Here is a 17,920-nt window from a genome sequence, read left to right as displayed (position 1 = left end):
GCTACTTGATGCGTCGGGGGAAGGCGTGCGTGTGGAAACGGACCGTCTCCGTGCCCTCCGAGGGCGGCAGATCGCTGTAGCTGTTGATCAAGTCGTGCATCTTGCGGACCAGTTCGAGGCTCTGGTCGGGGGTCAGCTGGAGCGAGAAGTCGCTGAGGTCCGAGGCGCGGCGCCACTCCGCCGGCCAGTCGGCCGCGCCGCTCATCCAGGTGGACAGCTCCTGGGCGTGGATCTTCACGATCTCGGACAGGAAGACTTCCGCGGCCCCGCGCGTGGCGGGGTCGGAGTCGTAGATCAGTTCCTCGTCGAACGAGGTGCCGTCCTGCGAGGGCCGCCACCAGCGCTCGCGGCCCTTGCCGTGCTCGGGGGCGTCCTCGACGAACCCGTGCGCGGCGAGCTGGCGCAGGTGGTAGCTGGTGGAGCCGCTCGATTCCCCGAGCCGCTCCGCCAGCTGCGAGGCGGTGGCCGGCCCGTGCAGGCGCAGGTCGCCCAGCAGGCGGATGCGCAGCGGGTGGGCCAGGCCGCGCAGGGAGTGCGGGTCGAGCTTGCGGACCGTCGGCTCGGCCGGCTTGCGGGGATCGGCGCTCTCGGGATCAGGGGTTTCGGGCATGCCCCCACAGTAGAGTTGCAAAGAACTCTATGCAAGAGGTTCTTTGCAACTGTTCCTTTGGAACTTTCCCTTTGCGGCTACTCCTTTGGGGCTCACCCCTCCTTGATGAACCCCTCCGCCACCAGCCAGTCCTTCGCCACCTCGTGCGGATCCCGCCCCTCCACGTCCACCAGCGCGTTGAGCCGCTGCGCCGTCTCCGTCGTCAGCCGCTTCGACAGGGGGTCCAACAGGCCCGCGATCACCGGGTACTTCTCCAGGGTCTTCGCGTGCAGCTCCGGCGCCGCGTTGTAGTTGGGGAAGAAGTGCCGGTCGTCGACCAGGGTGTCCAGGTCCATGGCCCTGATCCAGCCGTCCTGAAGGCCTCGCCCAGCAGGCAGGAATCGGGCTTGGAGACCTGCGTGTAGATGATCCCGGCGTCCATCTTCATGACGTTGCCCGCCGGGATCTTCATCCCGTACGCCTTCTCCATCCCCGGCAGTCCGTCCTCGCGCGAGGCGAACTCGTTCTCCACGCAGACCGTCACCGCCTTGGGGTCGCGCTGCGACAGCGCCGCCACGTCCGACATGGTCTTCAGTCCGTACTTGGCGTTGTTCTTCTTGCTGATGGCCAGCGTGTAGGTGTTGTTGAGCGTGGACGCGGGCAGCCAGGCCACGCCGTTCTCCACGTCCGCGTCCCGCACCGCCTCCCTGCTCGTACGGGTCCGTGATCGGCTTGTCGTTGCCCAGATAGGTGATCCAGGCCGTGCCCGTGTACTCGTACATCGCGTCCGCGTCGCCCTGGATGATCGCCTCGCGGGCGCTGATCGACCCGGGCAGGTTGGTGCGGTCCAGGACCTCCGCGCCGGCCGCCTTGAAGATCAGGCCGATCATCTGGCCGAGCACGATGTTCTCGCTGAAGTTCTTCGAGGTGACCGTGAGCGAGGCGCCCCTGAGGGGCTGCCCCTGGCCGACCGAGCCCGGCAGGACGCCGTCCACCATCGGGGAGCCGCTCTTGAGCCCGCAGCCCGCGAGCGGCAGGCCGAGCGCCAGCAGGGCCGCGCCCGCCGCGGCCGTCCGTACGGAGAGGGGGAGCCCGGCCATCTACGCCTCCAGCCCGCGCGGGGTCAGGACCGTCTCGGCCAGGGAGGCCAGCCAGTCCACGAACAGCGCCAGCGCCACCGTCAGCACCGAGCCCAGCACCAGCACCGGCATCCGCTGCGTCTGGATCCCGGAGGTGATCAGGTCGCCGAGGCCCCCGCCGCCGCCGAAGGTGGCCAGGGTCGCGGTGCCGACGTTGAGGACGAGGGCCGTCCGGACGCCCGCCAGGATCAGCGGGACGGCCAGCGGCAGTTCCGCCTTCATCAGGGTTCCCATGGAGGAGGCCTCCACCAGCTGGGGGTCGATACCGCGCAGCCCCGCGACGGTGTTGGACAGCACGGGCAGGACGGCGTAGGCGACCATGCCGATGATCGCCGTCGAGGGGCCGATGCCGAGCCAGATGACCAGCAGGGCCAGCAGTCCGATGGCCGGGGTGGCCTGCCCGATGTTGGCGATCGCGGTGACCAGCGGGGCCGCCCGGCGAAGGCCGCGGCGGGTCAGGGCGATGCCGAGCGGGATCGCGATGACCAGCACCCAGAAGGTGGAGATGGCGGTGAGCTGTACGTGCTGCCACAGCCGGAGCTCGACGTTGCCGTCCTTGAGGGAGTTCTCGGCGATCGTGTCCAGGGTGGCGTTGGTGATCCACAGGTACGTGGCCAGCAGCACCAGCGCCAGCACGATCGGCAGGGTCACCAGCCGGGACCAGGTGAGCCGGCTCCCGGGGCGGGGCGGCGTGGTGGAGGCCATGACCTCCACGCCGGGCTCGGGTTCCTCCGGGTCCCGGAAGACGTGGCCCTTGAGTTCGTGCTCGCCGGGCGGGCGTTCGGGGGAGACCGGGTTCCGGCCCAGCCGCTGCGGTAGGTGAGGACGCCGATGGCGACGCCGAGGGCGGTCGCGATCACCATGCACTGGAAGACGGCGCTGGCGTGCTGGAAGGCGTCGGTGAGGAGCTGCTGGTGGCGGTTGGACAGGTAGGACCAGAAACTCACGCCGCGTCACCCCGTCGGTCGTTGCCGCACGTCAGTGGTCAGTAGTCCGCGGCCGCCTGTTCGACCAGGGGGATGATCCGCAAGGGTACGGGGTTTTCCATGACAATCGCGGTCGAAGCCCTCACGATCCCATCAAACGCGACAACTCGGTCGATCACCCGCTGGAGATCCGCGTTGGACCGGGCCACGAGCCGGCACAGCATGTCCCCGTGACCGGTCGTCGTGTGCAGCTCCAGCACCTCCGGAACCCCGTCCAAGTGGGCCCGTACGTCCGCTCCTTGCCCCTGTTTGATCTCCAGCGTCGCGAAGGCCGTCACCGGGTACCCGAGGGCCGCCGGATCCACCTGCGGGCCGAACCCCCGGATGACTCCGTTCGACTGAAGCCGGTCCAGCCGGGCCTGCGCCGTACCGCGTGCCACGCCGAGCCGGCGCGAGACCTCCAGAACCCCGATCCGGGGCTCCCGGGCGAGCAGGACGATGAGCCGGCCGTCGAGTTCGTCGATTCCCATGGGTGCCTCCCGGGCGGTCGGTCGGTGGTCATAGTGCACAGATATCCCAGCCATGGTCGGCTGAGACTGGTCAGCATGTACAGCAGAAATGGAAACTATTGCGCATCTTGTGGAACGGCGGGACTCTGCCGTCATGACTGAGACCCAGCCGCTCGAGACCGCACCGCGCACCGCCGCCAAGGCCGATCCGTTCCCCGTCAAGGGCATGGACGCGGTCGTCTTCGCAGTGGGCAACGCCAAGCAGGCCGCGCACTACTACTCGACCGCCTTCGGCATGAAGCTCGTCGCCTACTCCGGACCGGAGAACGGCACGCGCGAGACGGCCAGCTACGTCCTCACCAACGGCGGCGCGCGGTTCGTCCTCACCTCGGTCATCAAGGCCTCCACCGACCGCGGCCGCTTCCTCGCCGAGCACGTCGCCGACCACGGCGACGGCGTCGTCGACCTGGCGATCGAGGTCCCCGACGTGAAGGCGGCCTACGCCTACGCCGTCGAGCACGGCGCGCGCGGCCTGGACGAGCCGTACGAGCTCACCGACGAGCACGGCACCGTGCGGCTCGCGGCGATCGCCACCTACGGCCAGACCCGGCACACCCTGGTCGAGCGCGGCGACTACACCGGCCCCTACCTGCCCGGCTTCGTCTCCGTCGCCCCGATGGTCGAGCCCCCGGCCAAGCGCACCTTCCAGGCCATCGACCACTGCGTGGGCAACGTCGAGCTCGGCCGGATGAACGAGTGGGTGGCGTTCTACAACAAGGTCATGGGCTTCACGAACATGAAGGAGTTCGTGGGCGACGACATCGCGACCGAGTACTCGGCGCTGATGTCGAAGGTCGTCGCGGACGGCACCCTGAAGGTGAAGTTCCCGATCAACGAGCCGGCGATCGCGAAGAAGAAGTCGCAGATCGACGAGTACCTGGAGTTCTACGGCGGCGCCGGTGTCCAGCACATCGCGCTGGCCACGAACGACATCGTCGGCACGGTGCGGTCGATGCGGGCCGCCGGTGTGACCTTCCTGGACACCCCGGACTCCTACTACGACACCCTCGGCGAGTGGGCGGGCGAGACCCGGGTCCCCGTAGAGACCCTGCGCGAGCTGAAGATCCTCGTCGACCGCGACGAGGACGGCTACCTGCTGCAGATCTTCACCAAGCCGGTCCAGGACCGCCCGACGGTCTTCTTCGAGATGATCGAGCGGCACGGATCGATGGGCTTCGGCAAGGGCAACTTCAAGGCCCTGTTCGAGGCGATCGAGCGGGAGCAGGAGAAGAGGGGCAACCTCTAGGGATTGCGGGAACCGGGCAGCGGGAACCGGGCAGCGGGAACCGGGTAGCGGCGCCCCTGCGGCGCTGCTCCTGGGGCAGAGCCCGGGAGGCCCCGCGCAGCGGTCCCTGCCCGGGCTCCGCGCCCCCTACGGCTTCGGGACGGGCTTCGCCTTGGGGAGTTCCGGGGCCACCCACGGCTTGGTGGGCTCCATGTTCTCCGGGCCGCCCGCCGGGGGCTTGCCGATCGACGCCAGGGCCTGCTTCGCCAGGGGCGCCCGTACCGGGGAGAAGCCCGGGTTCGTCCGCAGCGCCTCCTCCAGGTGCCGCCGGGCCCCGGCCTCGTCGCCCAGGCCCCGCTCGATCACCGCCCGGTGGTACGAGAACTCCGCGAGCCGCAGCCCCTGCTCCGTGGCCTTCTTCGCGTACTCCAGCGCCGCCGTGTCGTCGCCCGTCTTGTGCAGCGCCCATCCCAGCGCGTCCGCCACCGGCAGGCTCTTGTGCCGGGCCCACTCCGCCGTGAGGCGCCGTACGGCCGCCGTCGGATCGCCGTGGTCGGCCTCGAAGCGGCCCAGCAGCAGCTCCTCGTTCACCCCGCTCCGGGCGGCCTGCGCCGCGATCCCGTCGTACACCGCCCTCGCCTCCTCGCCCCGGCCCAGCGACTCCAGCAGCTCGCCCAGCTCCAGCGACAGCGACGGCACCGAGGATCGGCCCAGCGCCAGCCGGTAGTCCCGTACGGCCTCACCACCGCGGCCCAGCGCCGCCAGCACCCGCGCCCGCCCGCCCAGCGCCGCCGCCAGACCCGGATCGGTGCGCAGCGCGGCCTCGTACTGCTTCAGGGCCTCCGCGTCGTCCCCGCGCTCCCACGCCAGCTCCCCGAGCCGGAACAGTACGTACGCCTTCTCCGCCGGGGCCTTCGCCGCGCCCCCCGCGTGCTCCATGGACATGGCCGCGTCCTCGCGCCAGCCCCGGTCCCGGTACACCTGGGAGGCCTTCGTGAAGGCCGCCAGACCCGGCCGCAGGTCCACCAGGCGCTCCATCGCGCCCTGCGCCGCCTTGTAGTCCCCGAGACCGCCGTACGCGTCCACGAGCACGGGGTACGCCGTCCACCGCTTCGGCGCCTGCGCCCGTACGAGCTCGCCCCACTTCTTCCCGGTCCCGAAGTCCCGCCGGGCGTTGGCCAGGGTGCCCATGCCCGTCATCGCGTCGAAGTTGCCCTTCTCCGCCGGGCGCAGCTCCAGCGAGCGCTTCAGGGCGCCCTCCGCCTTCGGGTACCAGACGGGATCGGCCGTCCGCCGGGCCTGCTCCAGGTACGCCGCCCCGAGCACCGCCCACGAGGCCTCGTCGTCCGGGTGCTCCGCGACCCACTTCTCCCGGTCGGAGACCAGCGCCGACAGGTCCACCGCCGCCGCCGGCGCGCCCATCCCGACCGCCGCGCGGGCCCGCTCGCTGGGCTCCGGCGGGCGGGCGTCGTCGCCCGTGCGGGCGGGCCGGATCAGCAGGGCCCCGGCGATCAGGACGACCAGGGCCGCCGCCGCCACGAGCGTCTTGCGGCCGGTGAAGGTCACGGGCGGGGCAGCCTGGTGCTGCCTCTCCCGGGAGACGGATGCGTCGCGCAGAGGGTCCATGGAGTCACTGTGCGTCAATATGAAGAGTTCGCCGAGGTGTCCGAAGAGCGTCGCGGGCGTGTTCACACCGATGGCCCCGACTGTCACGCTGGCACCATGGCTGACGACGTATCACGCGCGCTCCACGACCGGCTCCTCGAAGGACTTCCGCCCGAGGCCCTGCTCACCGACCCTCAGGTGACCGCCTCCTACGCCACCGACATGGCGAGCTTCTGCGCGGCCGGCACCCCGGCCGCCGTGGTGCTGCCCCGGACCGTCGAACAGGTCCAGCACGTCATGCGCACCGCCCACGCGCTCCGCGTCCCCGTGGTCCCCCAGGGGGCCCGCACGGGCCTGTCGGGCGCGGCCAACGCCTCCGACGGCTGCGTCGTGCTGTCCCTCGTCAAGATGGACCGGATCCTGGAGATCGACACCGTCGACCGGATCGCCGTCGTCGAACCGGGCGTCGTCAACGCCGTCCTCTCGCGCGCCGTCGCCGAGCGCGGCCTGCACTACCCGCCGGACCCCTCCAGCTGGGAGCAGTGCACCATCGGCGGGAACATCGGCACCGCCGCCGGCGGTCTGTGCTGCGTCAAGTACGGGGTCACCGCCGAGTACGTCCTCGGCCTCGACGTGGTCCTCGCCGACGGCAGGCTCCTGCGGACCGGCCGGCGCACCGCCAAGGGCGTCGCGGGGTACGACCTCACCCGCCTGTTCGTCGGCTCCGAAGGCAGCCTCGGCATCGTCGTCGGGGCCGTCCTCGCCCTGCGCCCGGCCCCGCCCCGCCAGCTCGCCCTCGCCGCCGAGTTCCCCTCGGCCGCGGCCGCCTGCGCGGCCGTCTGCGCCGTCATGGAGGCCGGCCTGACGCCCTCGCTGCTCGAGCTGATGGACCGTACGACCGTCCGCGCCGTCAACGCGCTCGGCAAGATGGGCCTGCCCGAGACCACCGAGGCGCTGCTGGTCGCCGCCTTCGACAGCCCGCACCCGACCGAGGACCTGGCCGCCGTGGGGGAGCTGTGCGCCGCCGCCGGGGCGAGCGCCGTCGTGTTCGCCGAGGACGCCGCGGAGTCCGAACTGCTCCTCCAGGCCCGCCGGATGGCCCTGCCCGCCCTGGAGGCCCTGCGGCCCGCGACGATGATCGACGACGTGTGCGTACCGCGGACCCGGCTCGCCGAGATGCTGGACGGGACCGCCGCCATCGCCCGTACGCACGACCTGCTCATCGGGGTCTGCGCGCACGCCGGCGACGGGAACACCCACCCCATCGTCTGCTTCGACCCCGCCGACGAGGACGAGGCCCGGCGGGCCCGCGCGTCCTTCGAGGAGATCATGGCGCTGGGACTCGAACTGGGCGGGACGATCACAGGGGAGCACGGGGTCGGCGTCCTGAAGAAGGAGTGGCTCGCCCGCGAACTCGGCCCGGTGGGAATGGAGATGCAGCGCGCCGTCAAACAGGCCTTCGACCCGGAGGGGCTGCTCAACCCGGGCAAGCTGTTCTGAGGCACGGCGGCTCCCCGTCGGGTCACGGCTCTCCGTCGGGTGACAGCCGCCCGTAGTGTCACAGCTCCCCGTCCGCGGACTCGTCCGACGGCCACGGGTCGCGCATCCACAGCTCGTCGGCCGGCGTCGGGGTGAGCAGCTCGGCCAGTGCCGCGTCCAGGCCGAGCCGGTCGGCCTCGGTGCCGGGCGGCACGATCCGCAGGGTCCGCTCCAGCCAGGCCGACACGGACACGGCGGGGGCCTCCAGCAGGGCGTCGCCGTCGGGGGAGCTGAGCGCCATGCACAGGACGGCCTGCTGGCCGACCTTCGTGGGCCAGATGCGCACGTCTCCGTGGCCGCACGGACGGAACACGCCCTCGACCAGCAGCTCGCGGGCGAAGGTCCAGTTGACCGGGGTGCTGGAGCCGGTGTGGAAGGTGATGTGCACGGCGTACGGGTCGTCCGTCAGGTACAGCAGGCGGGCGGGGACAGGCACGCTGCGTTCGGGGGACAGGACCAGCTTCAGTTCCAGCTCGCGCTCGACGACGGGGTGCTGCATGGCGGCCTCACTTCGGTACGGGGTACGTGTTCGGGTGCTGCGCGGGGCCGTGGAGCGGCCCACACCGGAGAGAGCGCCGAAGTGCCCGGGTATGACGCGACTTCGCGAGGCACTTCAAGGAATGGCCGAAATCTATCGGCTGACCGAAATCTTGCGTGCGGGGCCGCGCTCGTCAGGGTTGGCCAGGGTTCGCCCGATCGCTTGGATTCTCCCGTTACCGGACCTGTCGGGGGGCGGTTCTTGGCTATGGTCCACCCCTGCAAGAAGCCTCAAGCCACGATCGGAGTTGGGGACATTGACGGCCTCCCCTGGTGACGGCGAGCACGCGGCCCGCGAGGGCTACTACCCCGATCCGTCCATCCCCGGGTACGTCAGGTTCTGGAACGGCCTGAACTGGGTTCCCGGTACGAGCCGCCCCGCGGCCCCTGCCGACGAGACGGGTCCCGTGTTCCTCGACCAGACGGGCATGAGCGAGGCGCTGCGCGAGCCGGCGCGGCCCGAACGCGGGCCGGAGCCCCGGCCCGCACCGGCCCCGGCCCCGGCGCCCGCGTCCTGGCCGGAACCCGCCGGCTCCGTGGCGGCTCCGGCCGCGCGGTCCGAGGTGGAGTCGTGTGCGCGGTCCGCGTCGCGGTCGGACTTCGCGTCCTGGCCGGAGGCCGGGTCCGGGTCCGGGTCCGCGTCCGCGGACGCGGCGTCCGGACACGCGTCGGGATACGTCCCGGGAGCGGAGCCGGCCTCCGAGCCCGGCTCCGCGTCCGCGTCCGCCTCCGCGGAATGGCAGGCCGACCCGCTCCACCAGTCCGGGTTCGGCGGGCCGCGCGACCGCCGGGTGTCCTGGGGCCACGAGGAAGAGGCGGCCGCCGCCCGCCCCGGCGGGATCTCCCTGGCCCGCACGCCGGTACCGGCCCCCACTCCGCACCAGGCACCCGCACCGGCCCATGCCCAGGCACGGGCCCAGCTACAGGCACAGGCGCAGGCACCGGCTCACCGCTCGGCGCAGGGGCAGGCGCAGGCCCAGGCACCCGTCCAGGCCCAGGTATCGCACCAGGCACCCGCACCGGCCCAGGCCCAGGCATCGGCCGAGTCCCAGGCATCGGCCCAGCTACAGGACCAGGCCCAGGCGCCCGTCCAGGCCCAGGTGTCGCCCCAGGCACTCCGGCTGGCGCAGGCGCAGGCCCACCGCTCGGCGCAGGCACCGGCCCGGCAGTCGGCGGCGGCAGCCCCCGTGTCGGCCGCCCTGCCCGCGCAGGCGCCCGGGTCCGCGGCCCCGGGCGGGCTCGGCATCCTCTCGGCGCCCTCCCCGGTCGCGGCCCACGCCGCTGCCTCGGCCCCGGCTGCCGCGCAGGCCCCCGACCCCGTGTGGCCCGGCGCCCCGGGTTCGCCCGCCTCGGATCCGGGGCCGGTGGAGCGGGTGCGCCGCGCCGAGCGCCCGGCCCCGGCCGTCCCGGCGGAGCCCGCCCGGCGCGGGGCCCCCGTAGAGCAGCAGGCGGATCGTGCGGAGCGGGCCGGGGCCGCGCCGGCTCCCGCCCCGCGTCCCGAGCGGACCGGACGCGCGGTGTTCGAGCGGATGGCGGAGCGGGCCGTGCGCCCCGCCGGGCTCGTGCGCCGCGCGACGGCCCGGCTGCTGGACTCCCTCGTGTACGCCGCCGTCGCGACCGGGGTGGCGCTGCCCCTCCTGCCGGGGGCGACCGCACACGTCCAGGCCAAGGTCGACGCCGCCCGGGCGGGCGGCCGGACCACCACCGTGTGGCTGCTCGACGGGACCACCGCGGGTTCGCTGGGCCTCGTACTGGGCGCCGTCCTCCTCTTCGGCGTCTTCTACGAAGCCCTGCCCACCGCCCGTTGGGGCCGCACCCCGGGCAAGAAGCTGCTCGGCGTACGGGTCCTGGCCACCGCCACGCTGCGCCCGCCCCGCTTCGGCGCGGCACTGCGCCGCTGGCTCGTATACGCCCTCCTGGGCCTCCCGGGGGCCCTGTGGGCCCTCGCGGACCGTCAGCGCCGCCGGACCCTCCACGACCGCGCCGCACGCACGTACGTGGCCCGCTAGGGCCCCTGCAGGCCGTCCCCGGCCCCCGTGTCCCCTGAATGGACGCGTCCCCGTTGCGGGTTGCTCCGGGCCGGGTTCGACTCGGGCCATGAGCACCGACCAGCCGCCGGGCCAGCCGCCCGAGGACGACCCGTTCCTCAAGAAGCCCCAGGAGCCGACGCCTCCGCCGTCGGGCGGTTCGCCGTACGGCTCACCGCCCGCGGGCGCGGGCGGAGGCGGAGGCTTCCCTCCACCGCCGCCCGGAGGCGGAGGGGGCTACCCTCCGCCGCCCCCGCCCGGGGGAGGGGGCTACCCGCCCCCGCCGCCCCCGTACGGCGGAGGCGGCAACGACCCGTACGGCGGGGGTGGCGGCTACGGCATGCCCGACCCGCTCGCCGGGATGCCCCCGCTCGCCGACTTCGGCAAGCGGCTCGCCGCCCGCATCATCGACCTGCTGATCATCGCCGTCCCGCTGTTCGTCATCCAGCTGATCGTCGGTGACCGCAACCGGTACACGGTGAAGACGAACGAGGGCGAGGACGTCACCGAGGTCATCACCAAGTCCTACAGCGGCAGCGGACTGGTCATGACGCTCATCTCGATCGTGGCCTACGTGGGCTACGACTGGTGGTTCGTCAAGAAGAACGGCCAGACCCTCGGCAAGAAGTGGATGGGCCTGCGCGTCGCGATGCTCAACGACGGCAGCGTCCCGCAGTCCGGGGCCGCCCTCTCCCGCTCCGCCGTGCTCTGGCTGCCGACGCTGATCTGCTGCTTCTGCCTGTGGCCGATCGCGCTCGTCATCTCCATGCTCGTCGACAAGCCCTACAAGCAGGGTCTGCACGACAAGGTGGCCAAGACCGTGGTGGTCCAGGCGACCTAGAAGCACCCGGTCCGGTGTGCGCGGGCGGTCTCCCCACGGGGGAGGCCGCCCGCGCCGCGCTGTGCGCGGATCGGTCGCGTCGCGTCAGTGGTGCACGGGGTGCTCGACCGGGGCCGCGGCGCTCGCCGCCACGTCCCGCGGAACGGTGTCCGGCACGGGCGAGGCGGTCCTCGTACGGGTCGCCGTGTGCCGCCCGCGCCGGCGGGGCAGCGGAACGGTGAGGGCGACGAGGACCCCGAGGGCGAGGGCGGCGGCGGAGATGACCGCGATGCCGAGTCCCGTACTCGTCTGCGAGAGCAGCAGCATGGCGATCGTCGAGACGATGACGGTGGCGGACCCGTAGGCGAGCTGTGCGGCAGTCGGACGCGGCATGGCGATATCCGTCCTCGAAGCGGGAGGGGGAGTCGGCTCGGCCAGGGCTGGCGCCGAGTGACTCTACGACGGTGGATGCCCGAGCGGAACTGTCGGTAAGCGTGACCTCACCCGCGCGACGGGAAGCAGCGGAGCACAGGGGGCGCACGGGGAGCACCGCTGGGGTCCGGGGGGCGGGGAGGGGCGGCCGGGACCGATGGGATTCGATGGGACCCGACGACGTCTCGGCGACGGTCCGGCGAAGGTCCGATGGGACCAGAAGTACCGTTCGTCCCCTATGGCCGCCGAACGTCCGAATAGCGGAACTCGTTGACCGCATAGTGCAGTTGTAAGGAACAAGTCAAGGTCTGTCTTTTCTCGCGTCTCTCCGGTCAAATGTCGTCACTTGAGACGCGCGCCGCACGGAACCCCCCACTCCTACGGAGAAGTTCCGCACCACTTCGCGGCCGCGGGAGGGGAACGACATCAAGTGACCAGCAACTCGGCCAGAAGACGAGCGCTGCGCGCCGCCGCAATCGGCGTGACCCTGGCAGCGACGGCGGCCACCGGAGCCGCCTTCACGATGGCCACGGCAGACCCGGGTGCGAAGGTGTCTGCCGCGGACCGCCAGGACCCGACCGCTCCCTCGAAGGAGCAGGTCCAGCACAACCTCGAAGGCCCGTTCAGCAAGCAGCAGGAGCAGGCCCGCAAGGCTGCCCTGGAGCAGGTGCTGAGCGGCAAGAAGGGCGTCGAGCAGCGGGGCGCCTCCAAGGTCGTCAAGCTCGACGACAAGAAGTACGTCGAGCTCGGCCGCGAGAAGACCGACAAGATCTTCACGATCCTCGTCGACTTCGGCGACCAGGTGGACAGCACCACCATGTTCGACCCGGACGGCGCCGGCCCCAAGCCGCCCGTGCCCAAGTACGGCGGCAACCCGGGCCCGCAGCACAACCAGATCGCCCAGCCCGACCGTGCGGTGAACAACAGCACGGCCTGGCGCAAGGACTTCAACCGCGCGTACTTCCAGGACCTGTACTTCGGTACCGGCAAGGGCAAGAACTCGCTGAAGACCTACTACGAGAAGACCTCCTCGGGCCGTTACTCGGTCGAGGGCGAGGTCGCCGACTGGGTCAAGGTCCCGTACAACGAGGCCCGCTACGGCTCGAACTACTGCGGCTCCAGCAACTGCTCCAACGTCTGGGACACGGTCAAGGACGGCGTGACCGCCTGGGCCGAGGGCCAGAAGAAGGCCGGCAAGACCGACGCCCAGATCAAGGCGCAGCTCGCCCAGTACGACCTCTGGGACCGCTACGACTTCGACGGCGACGGCAACTTCAACGAGCCCGACGGCTACATCGACCACTTCCAGATCGTCCACGCGGGCGAGGACGAGTCGGCTGGCGGCGGCGTGCAGGGCCCCAACGCCCTGTGGGCCCACCGCTGGTACGCCTACGGGACCGAGGCCGGCAAGAACGGCCCCGCGAACAACAAGGCCGGCGGCACCCAGATCGGCAACACCGGCATCTGGGTCGGCGACTACACGATGCAGCCGGAGAACGGCGGCCTCGGCGTGTTCGCGCACGAGTACGGCCACGACCTGGGCCTCCCGGACCTCTACGACACCTCCGGTGGCGGCGAGAACTCGGTCGGTTTCTGGTCCCTGATGTCGGCCGGCTCCTGGCTCGGCAACGGCAAGGACTCCATAGGCGACCTCCCGGGCGACATGACCGCCTGGGACAAGTTCCAGCTGGGCTGGCTGAACTACGACACGGCCAAGGCCGCGACGAAGTCCACCCACAAGCTGGGCGTCTCGGAGTACAACACCAAGGACAAGCAGGCGCTCGTCGTCGAGCTGCCGAAGAAGAAGGTCACCACCGAGATCGTCGCTCCCGCCGAGGGTGCTTCGCAGTGGTGGAGCAACATGGGTGACGACCTCAAGAACACCCTCACCCGCTCGGTCGACCTGACCGGCAAGTCCTCCGCGGCCCTGTCGCTCAAGGGCTGGTGGGACATCGAGGCGGAGTACGACTTCCTGTACACCGAGGTCTCCACCGACGGCGGCGCCACCTGGACCGCGCTCGCCGGCACCGCCGACGGCGTGGCCATCCCGGTCGACGCCTCCAACAGCCCCTCGCTCACCGGTGTCTCGGGCGGCTGGAAGAACCTGGCCTACTCGCTGAACGCGTACGCGGGCAAGAAGGTCGACCTCCGCTTCCGCTACCAGACGGACGGCGGCGCGGGCGGCAAGGGCTTCACGGGCGACGCGCTCAGCATCACGGCGGACGGCTCCACGCTGTTCACCGACGGTGCCGAGAACGGCGACAACGGCTGGACCGGCAAGGGCTTCTCCCGCGTCGGCTCCGGCTTCACCAAGGAGTACGCCCAGTACTACCTGGCCGAGAACCGCCGCTACGTCTCGTACGACAAGACCCTCAAGGTCGGTCCGTACAACTTCGGCTTCGCCAACACGAAGCCGAACTGGGTCGAGCACTACGCCTACCAGGACGGCCTCCTGATCTGGCAGTGGGACACCTCCCAGAAGGACAACAACACCAGCCAGCACCCCGGCGCCGGTCTGATCCTTCCGATCGACGCCAACGCCAAGCCGATGAAGTGGTCGGACGGCACCCTGCTGCGCAACAAGATCCAGCCGTACGACGCCGCCTTCAGCGCGTACAAGACGGATGCGATCACCCTGCACAAGAACGGCCAGGAGCTCTTCCTGAAGCCCAAGCCCGCGCAGCTCGTCTTCGACGACCACAAGGGCAAGTACTTCTACGACGAGAACCCGACCGGCTCGGTGAAGACCACTGACACCAACACCAAGATCAAGGTCGTGAAGGAGACCTACGACGGTCTCGTCATGACGGTCGAGGTCGGTCCCTCCGTTAAGTAATTCGGTAAAACCGCAGGTCAAAGCATGATCGGCCGTCGCCCTCTAGCGGGCGGCGGCCGTTCGCGTTTAGATGCGTGGGCTGAGTTTCTTATTGACGGGGGAGATGAAGACATGCCCGGTGGAGGTTTCGTCCGATTGCCAGGCGGCAGCGTGGTCGTCGCGCTCACGCTGCCCAGACCGCCCTGCGGTGCCGTCGCGGGCGGGATCGCGGGCGGCATCACAGGCGGGATCAAGGGCGGCATCGCAGGCGCCGTCGAAGGTGGAAATGTCCGCGTGCTGGTGCACGCGGTGAACCGGGCCCGCGCCCTGACCAGGCTGCGGAACCTCGGACTGCGCGCCGTCTACCTGCGCGGGAACGCGCAGCCGCCCACCCCGGACGAGATCACCGCCGTCCTGCACCACCCCGACGGCCTGCTCTGGCGCTCCGCCCCGGACCGGGCGGCGGAGCTGTGGCACCCGATCAGGGCCCTGCTGGGGTGACCACGGGGGTCCCGCTCAGCTCCACCCCGGCCTCCCGCAGCTCGGCCAGCGCGCGGGCCGTGGTGTGCGGGGCCACGCCGGCCGTCAGGTCGAGCAGCACGTGGGTGCGGAACCCCGCGCGGACCGCGTCCAGGGCGGTGGCCTTGACGCAGTGGTCGGTGGCGATGCCGACCACGTCGACCTCGGTGACCTGCCGGTCGCGCAGCCACTCCGTGAGCCCGCGGCCGTTCTCGTCCGCGCCCTCGAAACCGCTGTACGCGGCCTCATACGCCCCCTTGTCGAAGACGGCGGCCACGGCCCCCGAGGCGACGGCGGGCGCGAAGTTCGGGTGGAAGCCCACGCCCTCGGTCCCGGCGACGCAGTGCACCGGCCAGGAGGTCTCGTAGTCCGGCTGGGCCGGGGGGTGCGCGAAGTGGGACCCGGGGTCGATGTGGTGGTCGCGGGTGGCCACGACGTGCCGGTACCCGGCGGTGGCCTGGCCGATGAGCTCGGTGATGGCGGCGGCGATGTCGGCTCCGCCGGTGACCGCGAGGCTGCCGCCCTCGCAGAAGTCGTTCTGTACGTCGACGACGATCAGTGCGCGGTGCATGTCCGGTGCCCTTCGGTTGGGTGGTGTGGTTCTGGTGCGGCGGCGTGGGCCCTGCGGGGCCTTTCCCCCACCCCGCCCCTTCCCGAAACTGGGGCTCCGCCCCAGACCCCGCGCGGGCGCTCTGAGCCCGCGCCGAATCCAGCCCGCCCGGCGTTTGAGGACCGGGTCTGGGCGGAGCCCGGGGAACGGTGGAAGGGCGGGTAGGGGACAGCCCCGCAGGGCCGCCCCGCCCCGCCCCCGGAGCTACGCGTACTCGGTCGGGATCACGGCCTCGCCGCGCGAGAGCTGCGTCGCGGAGAGCGGCAGGCCCGCCAGGGACTCGCGGTGGCGGTCCCGGGCGGCCTCCAGGGACTCGCGGGCCACGACCTCACCGCCCTTGACCAGCTCCACGAGGAGCTGCCTGTCGGCCAGCGCGGCCGGCACCGGCCCGGTTCCCAGGACCTCCGCCTCCGCGATCCCCTCGGCGTCGGCCCGGCGGGCCGCCCACTTGCGCCCCCCGACGGAGGTCTTGCCGCCCGAGGACTTCTTCGCCACCGACACCAGCGGCGCCTTCGGATCGGCCGAGGTGGCCCGCGCCACCAGCTTGTAGACCATCGAGCACGTCGGGTGCCCGCTGCCCGTCACCAGCTGGGTGCCGACCCCGTACGCGTCCACCGGAGCGGCCGCCAGAGAGGCGATCGCGTACTCGTCCAGGTCCGAGGTCACCACGATCTTGGTCTCCGTGGCCCCCAGCTCGTCGAGCTGCTGCCGCACCCGGTGCGCGACCAGCAGCAGGTCCCCGGAGTCGATGCGGACGGCGCCCAGGCCCGTCCCGGCGACCTCCACGGCCGTGCGGACCGCCTCCGCCACGTCGTAGGTGTCCACCAGCAGCGTGGTGCCGCTGCCCAGCGAGGCGACCTGGGCGGTGAAGGCGTCCCGCTCGCTGTCGTGCAGCAGGGTGAAGGCGTGGGCGCTGGTGCCGACCGTCGGGATCCCGTACCGGAAGCCGGCCGCCAGGTCCGAGGTGGAGGTGAAACCGCCGACGTACGCGGCGCGCGCCGAGGCGACGGCCGCCAGCTCGTGCGTGCGCCGGGCGCCCATCTCGATGAGCGGCCGGCCGCCGGCGGCCGAGGACATCCGGGAGGCGGCCGCGGCGATCGCGGAGTCGTGGTTGAGGATCGACAGGATCACGGTCTCCAGCAGCACGCACTCGGCGAAGCTGCCCTCGACGCGCAGGACCGGGGAGCCGGGGAAGTAGACCTCGCCCTCCGGGTAGCCCCAGATGTCGCCGGAGAAGCGGTACGAGGCGAGCCAGTCGAGGGTGCGGGCATCGATGACGTTCCGCTCGCGCAGGAACTCCAGTACGGCGCCGTCGAAGCGGAAGTTCTCCACCGCGTCGAGCACCCGGCCGGTCCCCGCGATCACTCCGTAGCGGCGCCCCTCGGGGAGCCTGCGGGTGAACACCTCGAAGACCGAGCGGCGGTCGGCCGTGCCGTTGGCCAGCGCGGCCTGCAGCATCGTGAGCTCGTAATGGTCCGTGAAGAGCGCTGTCGACGGCACGTCCACCGGCAGGCCCAGGTCCGCAGGGTTCATGCGACGGATGCTAGCGCACATCTCGTCAAAGTGACGAGATGTAGGGGCCCGTTTGTGCGACGGGCCCCCGTCAGTGGCAGCATGGGACAAGTGAGTGTTGCTCCCATTGAGATCGAACGCACCGAATCGGCCGAAGAGACCTTCGCGGTCCCCGAACCCGACGTCCCGTGGGTGACCCTGGTGCACAACGACCCGGTCAACCTCATGAGCTACGTGACGTACGTGTTCCAGGCGTACTTCGGCTACTCCAAGGACAAGGCGAACAAGCTGATGATGGACGTCCACCACAAGGGTCGGGCGGTCGTCTCCAGCGGCAGCCGCGAGGAGATGGAACGGGACGTGCAGGCCATGCACGGCTACGGCCTCTGGGCGACCATGTCCCAGGACCGCAACTGATGGGCGGCGTCTTCGAGCCCCTGAAGGCCGGCGGGGCGGCCATCGCACTGGACGAGATCGAGATCTCGATCCTGCGTTCCCTGGCGGTGCAGCTGCTGGAGCTCATCGGTCCCGGCGAACCGGAGCCCGAGCCGGACGCCGACCCGCTGGCCGCGCTCTTCGCCGCCTCCGACGGCCCCACCGAACCCCCGTCCGACCCGGCCCTGGCCCGGCTCTTCCCCGACGCCTACGGCGGCCCGGAGACCCCGGCGAACGCCGACACGGAGGAGCTGCGTGCCCACTCGGCCGAGTTCCGCCGCTTCACCGAGAACGACCTGCGCTCCCGCAAGCGGGAGGACGCGCTGGCCGTCGTACGGAGCCTGGACGGGCTGAGCCCCGAGGGGGACGGCGCGGCCGTCCTGGAGGTCGACGGGGAGCTGCGGCTGCGCTGGCTGGGCGCCCTGAACGACCTGCGGCTCACCATCGCGGCCCGCCTCGACATCACGGAGGACGACGAGAGCGCCGTGCTCTTCCGGCTGCCGGACGACGATCCGCGCAAGCCGATGGTGATGGCGTACCTCTGGCTCGGCGGTCTTCAGGAGACCTTGATCGAGACGCTCACCGACACCCTCTGACCCAGCCGTCCTCAGAGGGGCCTCA

Annotated in this window: 16 protein-coding genes and 2 pseudogenes; 8 read left to right on the top strand and 10 right to left on the bottom strand. The window is 71.5% G+C overall.

From position 1 onward, the window contains the following. Position 1: 1 nt before the first annotated feature. The 5 genes and pseudogenes from OG435_RS18080 to OG435_RS18060 all read right to left on the bottom strand — a co-directional run bounded on the left by OG435_RS18080 (position 2) and on the right by OG435_RS18060 (position 3,184). Positions 2 to 610 (bottom strand): ArsR/SmtB family transcription factor, encoded by a 609-nt coding sequence (locus OG435_RS18080; RefSeq protein WP_266877908.1) that lies wholly within the window; start codon positions 608 to 610, stop codon positions 2 to 4. 92 nt (positions 611 to 702) lie between these two features. Next, positions 703 to 1,689: pseudogene (locus OG435_RS18075) on the bottom strand (glycine betaine ABC transporter substrate-binding protein). Continuing rightward, positions 1,690 to 2,535, bottom strand: coding sequence for an ABC transporter permease (locus OG435_RS18070; RefSeq protein ID WP_266881838.1), 846 nt, complete (start codon positions 2,533 to 2,535; stop codon positions 1,690 to 1,692). Then, positions 2,523 to 2,675: pseudogene (locus OG435_RS18065) on the bottom strand (ABC transporter permease); the annotation flags it as partial. The gene OG435_RS18070 and the pseudogene OG435_RS18065, both read right to left, overlap by 13 nt. Before the next feature lie 38 nt (positions 2,676 to 2,713). Continuing rightward, a complete protein-coding gene (locus OG435_RS18060; RefSeq protein ID WP_266877907.1) occupies positions 2,714 to 3,184 on the bottom strand; it encodes an Lrp/AsnC family transcriptional regulator in 471 nt (156 codons plus the stop codon). Between the two features lie 133 nt (positions 3,185 to 3,317). Here OG435_RS18060 and hppD point away from each other — a divergent pair, with 133 nt between their 5' ends. Continuing rightward, positions 3,318 to 4,469: a 4-hydroxyphenylpyruvate dioxygenase gene (gene hppD, locus OG435_RS18055; protein WP_266877906.1), complete on the top strand. Its 1,152-nt coding sequence runs from the start codon at positions 3,318 to 3,320 to the stop codon at positions 4,467 to 4,469. 126 nt (positions 4,470 to 4,595) lie between these two features. On the opposite strand, the gene OG435_RS18050 is transcribed toward hppD, so the two are convergent. Beyond that, positions 4,596 to 6,161, bottom strand: a complete 1,566-nt coding sequence (locus OG435_RS18050) for a tetratricopeptide repeat protein (RefSeq protein ID WP_266877904.1) — start codon at positions 6,159 to 6,161, stop codon at positions 4,596 to 4,598. A gap of 9 nt (positions 6,162 to 6,170) precedes the next feature. Between OG435_RS18050 and OG435_RS18045 the strand changes: the two genes are divergently transcribed. Next, on the top strand, positions 6,171 to 7,553 hold the full coding sequence (locus OG435_RS18045) for an FAD-binding oxidoreductase (RefSeq protein ID WP_266877902.1): 1,383 nt from the start codon (positions 6,171 to 6,173) through the stop codon (positions 7,551 to 7,553). Between the two features lie 58 nt (positions 7,554 to 7,611). Here OG435_RS18045 and OG435_RS18040 read toward each other — a convergent pair whose 3' ends face one another. Beyond that, positions 7,612 to 8,091: an SsgA family sporulation/cell division regulator gene (locus OG435_RS18040; RefSeq protein ID WP_266877900.1), complete on the bottom strand. Its 480-nt coding sequence runs from the start codon at positions 8,089 to 8,091 to the stop codon at positions 7,612 to 7,614. Between the two features lie 295 nt (positions 8,092 to 8,386). On the opposite strand from OG435_RS18040, the gene OG435_RS18035 reads away from it, so the two are divergent. Both OG435_RS18035 and OG435_RS18030 read left to right on the top strand, forming a co-directional pair. Continuing rightward, the gene (locus tag OG435_RS18035) at positions 8,387 to 10,138 is read left to right on the top strand and encodes an RDD family protein (RefSeq protein ID WP_266877899.1); all 1,752 of its coding nucleotides are present in this window, start codon (positions 8,387 to 8,389) and stop codon (positions 10,136 to 10,138) included. Between the two features lie 88 nt (positions 10,139 to 10,226). After that, positions 10,227 to 10,997 (top strand): RDD family protein, encoded by a 771-nt coding sequence (locus tag OG435_RS18030; RefSeq protein ID WP_266877898.1) that lies wholly within the window; start codon positions 10,227 to 10,229, stop codon positions 10,995 to 10,997. An 84-nt stretch (positions 10,998 to 11,081) separates the two neighbouring features. Here the strand turns inward: OG435_RS18030 and OG435_RS18025 are convergent, their stop codons facing one another. Then, positions 11,082 to 11,369: a hypothetical protein gene (locus tag OG435_RS18025; protein WP_266877897.1), complete on the bottom strand. Its 288-nt coding sequence runs from the start codon at positions 11,367 to 11,369 to the stop codon at positions 11,082 to 11,084. 469 nt (positions 11,370 to 11,838) lie between these two features. Here OG435_RS18025 and OG435_RS18020 point away from each other — a divergent pair, with 469 nt between their 5' ends. Both OG435_RS18020 and OG435_RS18015 read left to right on the top strand, forming a co-directional pair. Further along, on the top strand, positions 11,839 to 14,244 hold the full coding sequence (locus OG435_RS18020; protein ID WP_266877896.1) for an immune inhibitor A domain-containing protein: 2,406 nt from the start codon (positions 11,839 to 11,841) through the stop codon (positions 14,242 to 14,244). A gap of 111 nt (positions 14,245 to 14,355) precedes the next feature. Then, the gene (locus OG435_RS18015; protein ID WP_266877894.1) at positions 14,356 to 14,724 is read left to right on the top strand and encodes a hypothetical protein; all 369 of its coding nucleotides are present in this window, start codon (positions 14,356 to 14,358) and stop codon (positions 14,722 to 14,724) included. Here the strand turns inward: OG435_RS18015 and OG435_RS18010 are convergent. Both OG435_RS18010 and OG435_RS18005 read right to left on the bottom strand, forming a co-directional pair. Next, positions 14,705 to 15,313 carry a nicotinamidase gene (locus tag OG435_RS18010; protein ID WP_266877892.1) on the bottom strand — a complete coding sequence of 203 codons (609 nt, stop codon included), beginning with the start codon at positions 15,311 to 15,313 and terminating at the stop codon, positions 14,705 to 14,707. The two genes, OG435_RS18015 and OG435_RS18010, sit on opposite strands and share 20 nt — an antisense overlap. Positions 15,314 to 15,556: 243 nt before the next feature. Continuing rightward, positions 15,557 to 16,885, bottom strand: coding sequence for a nicotinate phosphoribosyltransferase (locus OG435_RS18005; RefSeq protein ID WP_266877890.1), 1,329 nt, complete (start codon positions 16,883 to 16,885; stop codon positions 15,557 to 15,559). Positions 16,886 to 16,966: 81 nt separating this feature from the next. On the opposite strand from OG435_RS18005, the gene clpS reads away from it, so the two are divergent. Together clpS and OG435_RS17995 are read left to right on the top strand one after the other, a co-directional pair. After that, a complete protein-coding gene (gene clpS, locus OG435_RS18000) occupies positions 16,967 to 17,281 on the top strand; it encodes an ATP-dependent Clp protease adapter ClpS (protein WP_243337276.1) in 315 nt (104 codons plus the stop codon). Beyond that, a complete protein-coding gene (locus tag OG435_RS17995; protein ID WP_266877888.1) occupies positions 17,281 to 17,895 on the top strand; it encodes a DUF2017 domain-containing protein in 615 nt (204 codons plus the stop codon). Before clpS ends, OG435_RS17995 begins: the two co-directional genes overlap by 1 nt. Positions 17,896 to 17,920: the final 25 nt, after the last annotated feature.

The sequence above is a fragment of the Streptomyces sp. NBC_01264 genome, assembly GCF_026340675.1.
GTDB lineage: Bacteria > Actinomycetota > Actinomycetes > Streptomycetales > Streptomycetaceae > Streptomyces.
This window is presented reverse-complemented; position numbering and strand designations above follow the sequence as displayed.